The following is a 12,660-nucleotide window of genomic DNA, read 5'->3' on the forward strand; positions in this document are numbered from 1 at the left end:
GGTCGATTTAGCGGTTTGCCAGATGAGCACTTTTCTTGGGCAGATAAATTATGCTGTTCTACCCCCTACAGCTTATTTGTATAAGATTATTTCATTTTTCTCCCTCCTAAATTTGATTTGATGAATATTGCAAACGATATTCAGCACCTGGTCTAATGACTGTACATGTGGTATCATAAGCGAATAATTGAATGGATCTGTATTCAGATTTTCGGTAAGCAACACAACACCGAAGCGGTTATAGATTATTTCTTTCAGTTCCTTGAAGCTGATGTTATTCAATTGCATACCGCCTTGTGTCCAAAGGCTGATGTAAGCTGGATCGCTATCGAAAGTTTTAAAATCATTTTTAACTACGCTATACCGGACGGCCTTACCTGCTGTAAGGATATGGTTTGCTCCATTTTTTGCATTTAGAACACTCACCCGCCCAGTTTTAACTTCGACCGTCACATGTTTAGTAGACATCGAATTGTTGACGTTGAATGATGTTCCTAGGACTGCAACAGAAACGCTGCCTGTTTCTATCTCAAATGGGTGTAAAGTATCCCGTCTGACCCGAAAGAATGCTTCCCCTCGATCTAAAAAGAATTTTCTATTTGATGCAAAATTCTTACGATCGTAGCGGATACGTGTATTTCCGTTTAAAAAAATAGATGTGCCATCAGGTAACTGAATTTCTTTCAATTCGCCCGCATTCGTAACCGTTTCCGTCAGTAATGCGACCGCTTCTGTCCGCTTCCGAGAAAGCGACATCGGGTTGTGCTGTAAAAATAGCAGACTGATGCCTCCTAGGACCAAAATAGCCGCTGCTGCTGAAAGCCAAGAGAATTTTCTGACCGGTATGTTGGCCACCTTCTTTGCCCTCGCAGGTGCTTCAGCTATTCCTACACGAATAAATAATTCTTGTTTGATTTTTTCCCGATGATTTGCATCGCTAAAGGGATTAATATCATCGTTTGAAATAGACTCGTACCAGTCGTCAACATGACCTTTTTCCTCCTCAGTCAATTTTCCTCCGAGATAATCTGTTATGATAAGTTTAAAGCGTTCTAAATTCACCTGCATTAATTTTTATACTAATACAGATCAAAACGGGCAAAGTACTTTAATTAAATATGTTCTTTATATTAAATAATCATAAAGGAGATAGCTTCCTGCGAGCAATAAAAATACAGAATCGTGGTCCGCAAACCTTCTTGTCAATTCGTACCGCATAATCTTTTTGGCCTCTGACAGGTAGTTCTTAACGGTCTGTTCAGCCAGATTGAGTTCCTTGGCAATTTGTGTTATTGAATAATTGTCAGAACGCATTAAGTAGACTGCTTTCATCAATCTAGGTAATTTGTCTATCGAATCATCCACAATAGCCTCCAGCGCCTTATACCTGGCAAAGGCCTGGCTATCCAAATTGGAAAAAGCGTCCATACGTTCCATTGATTTCTCCAAGACCTGTTTTCGTACACGCTCCGAGGCGTAGTAATTCAGTATTTTGTTTTTGAGGGCTTTGTGGAAATAGAATTTTATATCGGAGTATTCAGTACTCACGAGCGATCGTTTTTCCCAGATATGGATGAATACTTCCTGCACAAGATCCTTAGCCTGATCCTCTTCCCGAAGATGACGAAAAGCGACGGTGTATAGATCCTCCCAATACCGCTCAAAGAAATGGGCAAAGGCAATGGGGTCACCTTCTTTAAAACGCAACACATAGTGGCTATCTACATTGGCTTCGGTAGTTTTCACCTAACAAAGATAGGTTCGTCAGATTATCAAAATGTTAATTTTTCGGGAAGCTTTTATTTGAATACGCTCTATTATTTGAATGAACTGCGCTACTCAAATGAACTGCGCCATTTGAATACACTCCGCTTAGTCTTTGTAAAAAACCATCCCAGGAATTGTTAATAAACATGTTAACTTTCTAGTATAGAGCAGATCTTTTGTTAAAAACGTAGCGGACGTCCTATTTTTTTACAATTAGGCATTTAGGACAAAAACAGTTCAGCTAAAATGTTAACAACAATGTTAATTAACTTGTAATCAACAACCTTTATGTTAATAACTACTTATCAGTAAAACCTATAAAATTTCATGTAATGACATGTGAATTTAAGTTGAATCATACATATTCGCGGCGTGAAAAACAAAAAATTAGGTAAAAGCTAAGGGTAAATTGAAAGTCGGCTGTCATAAAGATAAAAACTAATCTTTTATGAAACTATCGCCAATCTTACTTATTGGATTATCGCTTCAAGCAGGGTTTACATTCGCCCAGCAACCAGCAGCGCCAAAGCAAAAAAATCAGGTTGTGACCGAAACTGTCAAAGGAACCGTGATAGATAAAAATACCAGATTACCGCTTACAGGTGCCACAATTGTCATTTCATCCAGTGATGGAACAAAGTCTGTAAGTACAGACGCACAGGGCATATTTCGGCTGCAGCAAGTTCCGGTTGGGCGTCAACAGCTTCAAGTTCGCATGGCCGGATATAAACCAGAAGAATTTACAGAATTACTGATCACCAGTGGACGGGAGAATATGGTCAATGTGGAAATGGAGCCGCAAATAAATGCATTAACTGAAGCTGTCGTCTATGCCAATGCCGGAAAACAACCGCTCAACCAGATGGCAATGACGAGTGGACGCTCTTTTTCGCCGGAAGAGACCAACCGCTATGCTGGCGCCTTTTTTGATCCCGCCCGTATGGCACAGAGTTTTCCAGGTGTTGCTGCCGGCGGCGATGACAATGAAATTATTGTTCGCGGAAATTCTCCCAAAAGCTTGCAATGGCGGCTTGAAGGTATCGAAATTGTAAATCCCAATCATTTTGGAGCCGAAGGCGCTGCAGGCGGCGGAATCAGTATGCTCAATACCATGGTATTGGGAAAATCTGATTTCTATACTGGTGGACTTGCCGCGGAATACAGCAATGCAACAGCGGGTGTTTTTGATCTTAGGTTCCGTAAAGGTAATACCGACAAACGCGAATACACATTCAACGTCGGATTACTGGGCGTAGGAGCAACGTTAGAAGGGCCTTTCAAAAAAGGAAGTGACGCTTCCTATTTGATTAGTTACCGCTATTCTTCATTGAGTCTACTGGAAAAAGTAGGTGTAAAAGTTTCAGACACTGGCGTCCCAAAATATCAGGACCTTTCTTTTAATTTTGTATTTCCCACAAAAAAAGCCGGAACCTTTTCCTTATTCGGTATAGGCGGTTTGGGGAAACTTCAACAAACTGCCGAGCGTAATTACGAAAAATGGGACGAACGAACAGACGCCCAAGATCTAAACTTAAAGTTCAACGCGGGGAGTGCTGGACTAAAACATCAATACATTGCAAACGACAGATTATATTTCACCAATATTGTTTCCATGTCCCTTAGCCGTAATTCCAATAGCACTGATACATTAACACGGGACTATGTTTCCAGCCTCTATCACAAGGACAAATTTACGAATACGGCTCTTCGCTATGCGGGTACGCTAAACTATCGCGCCAACAGTAAAAACACGATTAGAGCGGGCTTAAATGCAAGTTTATTACACTATGACCTCTATGCGCTGTCCTACGACACCGAGCTAGCAGCATTGAAAGAGCGGATTAATGAGACTGGGAATACAAGTACTTATGATGCTTTTGCACAGTTAAAAACAGTTTTGAACGACAAACTAACGCTAAATACAGGAGTACATGCAAATTACTTCGCCTTGAGCAAGAGCTGGTCTATCGAGCCAAGGCTTGGCCTAAACTGGCGTGTAGCCGCAGATCAAACGATATCTTTTGGGACTGGTCTATATAACCGACTGGAGCCCTTGGTCTACTATTTTGCTAAAAGTAGCGATCAAACAAGCCTAGAGCCAAACAAGCCTCTTTCGCCAACGAAATCTGCTCAGGCTGTTATTGGCTATGAAAAGAACCTAAGCAGAACACTCCGGTTTAAGACAGAACTCTATTATCAGCATCTTTATGATGTCCCAGTATCTACAGATTCCGACATCAACTTCTCCTTACTCAATGTATCGGATATTGCAGCTATTGGTACATCAAACTACCGTCAGCTTATCAATAAAGGAACCGGCAAAAATTACGGCATTGAGCTGACGCTTGAGAAGTCGTTAAGTAAGGGGTATTACTTCATGGCAACGACCTCCTTCTTTGATTCTAAATTCAAAGCACGCAATGGCAAAGAATACAACACCACATTCAATACGCGTTATGTAGGAAATTTATTGATGGGGAAAGAATGGACCGTGGGAAAGAGTAAGAATAATCTGTTCGGTCTTAATGCCAAATTAATTTATGCCGGAGGAAGAAAGTACTCTCCTGTTCTGGAAGAAGAATCGCTTCGTTTAGACGAAGAAGTTATTGATCAAGATCGCATCAATACCCTGACTGCCGATCCCTACGTACGTGTTGATTTCTCATCGAGCTATCGGGTTAACCGCAAAAAAGTAAGCCATCTTTTTATTTTGGATATTCAGAATCTCCTTAATAGAGAAAACACTGTGGGTATGCACTACAATTTCAGCAAACGTATCATTGAACCTCAAAAATGGACTGGTATCATTCCGACCATTAACTACCGGATTGAATTCTAATGCCCAATAGTAGCAAGTACAACGGAAAGATTTATTTCCAATCGTTTGTCTCCAGACACGAGGCGCTGAAGACAAACGATTGGATTAATGAGACAAGCTCATGCTTCCAACAATACGCTTATTTATTCACTGTTTTTAAGTTACTAAAACCGATAGCCAACTGAAATACCCAAGGAGCGATTACGTATAGCATTCCCGGATTTATAATCCCCCCATTTGGATTCTAAATTGGCAATTCCTTTCTGAAATTCTATACCGACAAGATAATGTTCCCTAAAAAGATAGTTTACTTTTGCACGAGCGCCATAATCAAAAGGTCTCCCAAGTGTATAATCCCCATACTCACCTTCACTCGAATCATTTTTGAACTTGATATCTCCCTTGTTATCAATTGCAATATCGTCCAGGTAAACAGATTCTGAAGTTTTCCATTTCCCGCCCAATCCATAACCGATATAAGGGCCTATACCGACCTCCAACTTACCTGTACCGATCGTAGCATTAAAGACAACATCGATAGGCATTTCTATATAAGACGTATTCGCTTTAAAATCTTTACCCCAGCCTATAAAACTTCCATCTTTTCGTTTAAAGCCCCGTTTAGCAAACACAAATGCCGGTTCTAAAGAGAAATTATCGCTGAGGCGTAATGTGGGACCGAGTCCCAAATACAGGCCTCCGACCGCGGCCGTGCTGGCCTTATCGCCCGCTTTATTTTTAGCATCCACATTTGAAAAGGCGACTCCGGCTTTTACATTCCATTTTGTCTGTGCATAGCCTGCATATGCTCCAAGTGACAGACATAACAATAACGCGGTTTTTTTGATATTCATCATACGAAAAGAAATAGGTTTACATAATTTCCTTATTAAACGACAATCGCTTACAGACGCTACACTGACCTTTGAATTATTGATCCAAATACTCCCAGCAGGCATACCTTTCTAAACAGATATTAACCAAAAATCTTTCGATTTTTAGGCAGGCTGTTACGAAAACGATTGCGAGAAAACGTCCTTATTGTTCTCTATCAATACTGTAAATTCACTTCACAGAAAATTCATTTTTCAGACCAATTAAATCTAAAAGCCTATGATCAAGATCAAGAACACATCCGTTTCGACGAATCGTTGGATGTATCCGGCAATACCATTATCCTGCTTGTTGGTCGTATCTAGCCTGACAACACAAGCGACTCCATTTGCACCTGTTAAGACAAACAGCAAGCTTTCACTGGCCATGCAGCAGACAACCATTCGGGGTAAGGTTTTAGACAAAGATGGCAAAGGCATCGCCAATGTCACCGTTCAGATTAAAGGAACGAATCTAGCAACATCGACCAATGCAAGTGGTTCATTCGAAATCAAAAGTCAACAGAACGACGCAACATTGGTTTTCACGAGCATCGGTTATAAGAGTATCGAAACGAAGGCACAAGCTGGCAACCCGCTTACGATCACCTTGGAGAATGAGTCCAAGGGACTCGACGAGGTTGTTGTTGTCGGTTTTGGTACACAGAAAAAAGAAAATGTAACCGGTTCGGTCTCTTCCATCCAGATGTCCGAGGTTGTGGAAAGCAGACCTGTAACCTCCTTGTCAGCTGGTCTAGCTGGACAGGCGCCGGGATTATATGTTAATCAGGGCTCAGGCAGACCGGGCAGTGATGGGGGAACACTACGTGTTCGCGGACAGGGAACACTCAATAATGCCAATCCACTTGTCGTGATCGACGGTGTTATTGGCGACATGAACTTGATCAACCCACAAGATGTCGAAAGCATATCGGTTTTAAAAGATGCTGCTTCAGCGTCAATTTATGGTTCAAGAGCCGCAAATGGTGTTATCCTCATTACAACGAAAAAGGGTAAATCGGAGCAATTTAAAGTTATTTACAACAATTATTTCTCGAGTCAAAAACCATCCAATACCATTGGAATGGTTTCCAACTATGCCAACTATATGGAGCTGATCAATGAAGGCTATCGCAATGGCGATCCAAATGCTAAGCCCATATTTTCGCAGGAAAAAATTGACCTTTGGCGCCAGGACGCAGGACAGGATCCATTGAAATATCCCAATACGGACTGGGTTTCGGACCTTTTCCAGAACAAAATCAGCCAAAACCACAACCTTTCCTTTACCGGAGGTAGTGACAAAATCAAGTTCTTTGGTTCCTACGGCCTCCTCAATAACCCTGGAATCATCGAACAAGCAACCTATAAACGTCATACCGGACGTATCAATCTAGAAGCTGATGTAAAACCTTGGTTAACGTTGGGAGCCAATATCAATGGTGTCGTTTCCAAAACAGATATAGGCACCAATATCATCGATGATGTATTTACTTTTGCCGCAGCAAGTACTCCGGGGATGGTCCTGCGTGCTCCAGATGGAAGATTTGGTTCGCCAAACAATCCGGAAGATGACCCACAGTCTAACAACGTGCTACACCGCCTTTATGCGCAGAAAGGCAACATCAACAAAAACCGTTTCGTGTCGCGCTTCTACGGAAAACTGAAACCCGTCGAGGGACTTTCCATCGAAGGATCGTACACCTATACCTATGACGATGATTTCGTCTACTCTCAACCCGTGTTCAATGACCGGTGGAACTTTTTGACAAATACAATTGCCTCAGCGGGTACAGGCCGTTCGTCGGTAACTAACGAATCAATCAAATCCCACCGCTATTACATGGATGGAATTGCCAAATATAAAAACAAGCTCTTTGAGAAACTGAACTATGAAGTCATGGTGGGTGCCAGCCAGGAGTATTTTAAAGATGGTTGGTTTGCGGCATCCAAACTCGACCTTGTAGATCCATCCCTGACCGTTCTGAATGCGGCGACTATGGATGCCTCCGCTTCTGGCAATATCACCGATTGGGCTATGCGTTCGTTTTTTGGCCGGATCAACCTATCCTGGGATGACAAATATTTGTTGGAAGCCAATCTACGGACAGACGGTTCATCTCGTTTTATGAGCGGAAAAAGCAGATGGGGAACATTTCCATCCGCTTCCTTTGGCTGGAAAGTTTCCTCAGAAGACTTTTATGACATCAAATGGATGCCTAACCTGAAATTCCGTGCATCATATGGTGCCTTAGGTAACAATGGAACCTCCGATGAGTCTTTCCGCAAAAACGCCAACATCAACAATTATGAATATCAAGCGCTTTATAATCCAACAAACTATGTGTTAAACAACCAGCTCTATGTAGGTTTTGCGCAGACCGTATTGAGTAATGCGCTTCTGACTTGGGAAAACACTTATATCCTGAATGCTGGTTTAGATTTTGACCTTTTCAATTACAAACTAGGGGGCTCGATCGACGTTTTCAACAAAGTAACCGACAACATCTTAATCAACCTGCCTGCTCCGCTTGTCGTTGGAAATGCGACAATACCACGCACCAATGCGGCCAAAGTACGTAATAATGGTGTCGAGCTGAATTTGACTTACCGCGATAAAATTGGCGATAATTTTAAATTCAACATTGGTGGCAACTTTACCTTTATTGACAATAAAGTGGTCAAATTTAAAGGCAATGACAAGTCTATCAGTGGTTCCAATTTACTTCAGGAAGGTTATGCCATTAATACCCAATATATCCTGTTGACCGACCGCATATTACAGACAGATGCTGATATGCAGCTCGTGCAACAGATGATCGATAATGCGCCAATCGATCCAAACACCAATCAAAAAGTAAATCCATTCGCATCCTATGGTACACCTAAAAAAGGGGATCTCTTGTATAAAGACACCAATGGAGACGGCGTCATCAACGACAATGACCGGGTTCCGGTAGGTCATGGTACGGCGCCACGGATGACCTATGGTTTTAACATGGGATTCGATTATAAAGGATTTGATTTCTCGGTCTTCTTGCAAGGTAATGCAGGCAACAAAGTCGTGTGGACGGATGGTTATTACACACCCACTGTTCGCTGGGGCTATCAAATCAATCAGGAAATTGCTGATGGCCGATGGACTGAAGGTGCAACAGATGCAAAATTCCCGCGATTGTTGCCTTATACCGATACAAGAAACACCAAAAACAGTGATTTCTGGTTACAGAACAAGGCATTTATCCGCGTAAAAAATATCCAGCTGGGCTATACAATCCCGAACGATATCACTAAGCGGATACAGGTGCAAAACCTACGCGTATTTGCATCGCTGGAAAATTTTTGGACCATTACCAAATATAAAGGTTTCGATCCGGAGATCAGCGGTACCAACTATCCAACAATGAAACAGGCTGTTTTTGGCGTTAGCTTATCTTTCTAATAAGAAAGAAATGTAACTGGAGGTATCCCCTTCCTGTATTAAATAAATTATGGACAAAAGTTGAGGAGGTGGTTTAACACCTTTGAATATAACACATATCATGAATAATTAATTAAACCTCATGAAAAAAATTTCACTACTCATAGCCGGATGCATTGCTTTATCATCTTGTTATAAGCTTGATACCAACCCCTACAGTCAGGTAAGTGCTAGCACATTCTGGCAGAATGAAGACCAAGCCCTAGCTGGCGTACTGGGCTGTTATAATGATTTAAAGAAAGAAGCCACCTTTGGTTTGCAATTTTCTTACGATGGTCTTACCGATATTGGTCTGGGCTATGATCCCCCGGGTTTGGGCGAAGTGATCAGCGGTACTTTTACGGACCGTTCGTCAATTATTGTGGATAGATGGCAAGCGGGCTACGATCTTATCCAACGTTGTAATCATGCAATCGCGCATATCCAGCCTATGACCATAGACAAGGCCAAACAGGAGGGCTTTATTGCGGAAGCGAAGTTCTTACGTGCGCTGATGTACTTCCAGCTCACCAATCTATATGGCGCCTTGCCGATATACGATGAAACTGTCGACTTGAACAAAGATTTCGCTGATCTTAAAAATAGTCGCTCTTCTGTAGAAGATGTCAATAAGTTTATCCTCAATGACCTGAACTATGCAATTGAGAAATTGCCGGTAAGCTATGATGCAAAGTATTATGGAAGAATCACTAAAGGTGCAGCGTATGCTTTGAGAGGGAAAGTAGCCCTTTACAATAAAGATTGGGCTGGAGCAATCCGGGATTTTGAAGAGATTGTTTACAACAAGACCAACACGTATGGCTATAGTTTAAACACAAGCTACTCGGCCTTATTCACCATGGATGGTGATCAATCGCCGGAGATGATTTTTGCCATTCAGAATATGGGTGGTACGGGTTTCCCTTATGGTATGCCCATGGCCTTCTATATGGGAACGCGTTCAACCTTTGGTAGCGACTGGAACAACTGTATGCCGAGCACACGTCTTGCTGATCGCTACGAAAACCGAGATGGTAGTCCATTCAACTGGAATGATTATTTCCCCAACTATACAACCGATAATGCGGTCAAAAAACAGGCGATGGAGTCTACGCAATCTGGCGGCACACTTACCAAAGTACCAGATACAGCAAAACTGCGTCAGATCTATGCCAATCGCGATCCTCGGATGAATCAAACCTTGATCGTACCATATTCGCATTACTTAGGATGGAATGCAAACAAAGAAAGAGATATGCAGCTGATATTGGCAACCGGTGTAAACGAAAACTTTGGTCAGATCCGCAACAATCGGGGTTGGTACACCTATCTATGGCGGAAATTTGTTCCTGAAGGAAACCTAAAAGGCGCCATTACCGATCGTGCACATACACCGATCAATTTCCCTATCATACGTTTGGGCGATGTACTTTTGATGCTTTCCGAAGCGTACAACGAGTCCAATCAATTGGATAAAGCGATTACTGAGCTTAACAAAGTACGTACACGCTCTAAAATGCCCGCACTAAATAGTGGCAGCTCATTTTTGGTTGTCGGTAACAAAGCAGATATGAGTAAACGTATCCAGCACGAACGGGCCGTAGAACTAGCAGGTGAAGGATGGCGTTATTTTGATCTTAAGCGCTGGAACCTCTTAGAAAGCGTCTCCAAAGACTACATCGAAAAAAGTATTACTGGAGACAATCTCGTCACCCGGGGTTACCAAAGCCGTCATAAGCTTTGGCCAATACCAGGGCAAGAGATTGAAATGAACCCGGCATTACTACCACAAAATCAAGATTGGTAATTATGAGAATTTACTTAATCCTACTATTTTTCCTTAGCAGTTTTTCTTTCCAAAGACTGCTAGGGAAAGATCTGAACCTGCTAACAGGAGCATTTAAACAAGAGAACCTGAAAGCCAGCCTAGGCAATGACAAATCTTGGGTTCCCTACCCGGCTTATTCCGACCGTTTAGCCTGGGATAAGCTGATGGCTCCCTTTAAAGAGCGTATTATAAAAAAGGGAAACGAGGCCCTGAACTACCAGTGGCAGGTCGTCAAAGCAACCGACTACCTTGAATATGAGCGTTCAGGCAACCGCAGCATAATGGAAAAGCCAATGAACGAAAATTGTACTGCGCTGACCAACCTACTGTTGGCGGAGCTTGCAGAAGGACAGGGGCGCTTTGTTGACCAAATCCTAAACGGCAGTTGGCAATTGACGGAAATGGCAACATGGTCTCTCTCGGCACACCTTGGGGCCTTTCAGTCCAGTAAGCGATCATTGCCGCAAGAGCGCACACAAGTAGTCGATCTGATGGCCGGTGATGTAGGCTCTCTCCTCTCCTGGGTTCATTATTTCTTCCGCGATACGTTCAATACAATAAACCCCGAAATCAGTACCCGTCTAAAACAACAGATCCAACAACGCATTATACAGCCCTATCTGGATCGTAACGACATGTGGTGGCAGGCATTTGAACTCAAGGAAGGACAGTTGGTCAATAACTGGAATCCATGGTGTAACTTTAATGTTCTTACGGCCTTACTTTTGGTTGAGGACAATCCCGATATACAACTGGCGGGAATTTATAAGACAATGTCTTCTGTGGATCGCTTTATCAATTATGTCAAAACAGACGGTGCCTGCGAAGAGGGACCCTCCTATTGGGGACATGCTGCGGGCAAACTGTACGATTATTTAAAAATACTTTCGCTTGCCACCAAGGGCAAGATCAATATTTTTGATAAACCTGTAATTCGCGATATGGGTGAGTACATCGCACAATCCTATATTGGCGGAGATAAATGGGTAGTTAATTTTGCCGATGCTTCGGCAAAAGGTGGCGGCGATCCACTATTGATCTACCGTTATGGACAGGATGTCAATAGTAGCGAGATGATGCAATTTGCCCGATATATGGAAAATACCGGCGACAAAACTGCAAATTTCAAACCTTCAAGGGATATTTTTCGCGCCTTCGAGGACCTGAGATGCTATCCACAATTAGAGCGTGTTACCGCTTCACTCCCTCAAAATAATGCCAAGTGGTATCCGGAAACACAATTTATATATCTAAAAAAGGGCCCGTTTTTCTTTGCCGCCAAAGGTGGTTTCAATAATGAAAGTCACAACCATAACGATGTCGGGAGTTTTATCTTATACGCGGATCAACAACCACTGTTCATTGACGCCGGTGTCGGCACCTATACCAAAAAGACCTTTAGCGATGACAGATACAGTATCTGGACAATGCAGAGTGCTTACCATAATGTTCCGATGATCAATGGAGCAGACCAATCTTTTGGAAAGGAATATAAAGCTGAAAATGTGGCATTTCTGCCTGCACAAAATAGATTCCAACTTGATATTGGAAAAGCATATCCGAAGTCGGCGAATGTTGAACACTGGAATAGAAGTTACACCCTCGTACAAAATGGGCTGGACATTCAGGATGAGTTTAAAATCACAGGTCCTAAGCAGGCCAATATCATCCATTTTCTTGTTGCTCAGGAACCAAAAATTGGCAAAGGGGAAATCCGCCTCAATAATGGGCACGCAACCCTACACTTTGATGCTGGACAGTTCACGGCGAGCTACGATGTCATTCCTCAAGATGACCCACGTTTGAGTCAGGTATGGGGTAAGGAACTCTATCGCATCAAACTCACCGCTAAAAGCATCAAATCCGCTGGAAAATATACCTTTACGATTCGCCAAGAGGCTATAAAATAAAAAGA

At 42.5% G+C, this 12,660-nt stretch carries 7 protein-coding genes; 4 read left to right on the top strand and 3 right to left on the bottom strand.

Features of this window, described 5'->3' with window-relative positions; all coding sequences use genetic code 11:
- Positions 1-72 precede the first annotated feature (72 nt).
- Both IQ31_RS17320 and IQ31_RS17325 read right to left on the bottom strand, forming a co-directional pair.
- The gene (locus tag IQ31_RS17320; protein WP_158638904.1) at positions 73-1,062 is read right to left on the bottom strand and encodes a FecR family protein; all 990 of its coding nucleotides are present in this window, start codon (positions 1,060-1,062) and stop codon (positions 73-75) included.
- Positions 1,063-1,125: 63 nt separating this feature from the next.
- Positions 1,126-1,746 (bottom strand): RNA polymerase sigma factor, encoded by a 621-nt coding sequence (locus IQ31_RS17325; RefSeq protein WP_070563451.1) that lies wholly within the window; start codon positions 1,744-1,746, stop codon positions 1,126-1,128.
- Positions 1,747-2,215: 469 nt separating this feature from the next.
- Between IQ31_RS17325 and IQ31_RS17330 the strand changes: the two genes are divergently transcribed.
- Complete coding sequence (locus tag IQ31_RS17330) at positions 2,216-4,606, top strand: TonB-dependent receptor (RefSeq protein WP_145328876.1); 2,391 nt, start codon at positions 2,216-2,218, stop codon at positions 4,604-4,606.
- Positions 4,607-4,749: 143 nt separating this feature from the next.
- Here IQ31_RS17330 and IQ31_RS17335 read toward each other — a convergent pair whose 3' ends face one another.
- On the bottom strand, positions 4,750-5,442 hold the full coding sequence (locus IQ31_RS17335) for an outer membrane beta-barrel protein (RefSeq protein WP_158638906.1): 693 nt from the start codon (positions 5,440-5,442) through the stop codon (positions 4,750-4,752).
- A 256-nt stretch (positions 5,443-5,698) separates the two neighbouring features.
- Between IQ31_RS17335 and IQ31_RS17340 the strand changes: the two genes are divergently transcribed.
- From IQ31_RS17340 to IQ31_RS17350, 3 genes are all read left to right on the top strand, one after another.
- Positions 5,699-8,899 carry a SusC/RagA family TonB-linked outer membrane protein gene (locus IQ31_RS17340; RefSeq protein ID WP_145328880.1) on the top strand — a complete coding sequence of 1,067 codons (3,201 nt, stop codon included), beginning with the start codon at positions 5,699-5,701 and terminating at the stop codon, positions 8,897-8,899.
- Positions 8,900-9,020: 121 nt separating this feature from the next.
- On the top strand, positions 9,021-10,724 hold the full coding sequence (locus IQ31_RS17345) for a RagB/SusD family nutrient uptake outer membrane protein (RefSeq protein ID WP_145328882.1): 1,704 nt from the start codon (positions 9,021-9,023) through the stop codon (positions 10,722-10,724).
- A gap of 2 nt (positions 10,725-10,726) precedes the next feature.
- On the top strand, positions 10,727-12,655 hold the full coding sequence (locus IQ31_RS17350; RefSeq protein WP_145328884.1) for a heparinase II/III family protein: 1,929 nt from the start codon (positions 10,727-10,729) through the stop codon (positions 12,653-12,655).
- The last annotated feature ends 5 nt before the right edge of the window (positions 12,656-12,660 follow it).

This window comes from Sphingobacterium siyangense (assembly GCF_007830445.1).
Classification (GTDB): Bacteria; Bacteroidota; Bacteroidia; order Sphingobacteriales; family Sphingobacteriaceae; genus Sphingobacterium; species Sphingobacterium siyangense.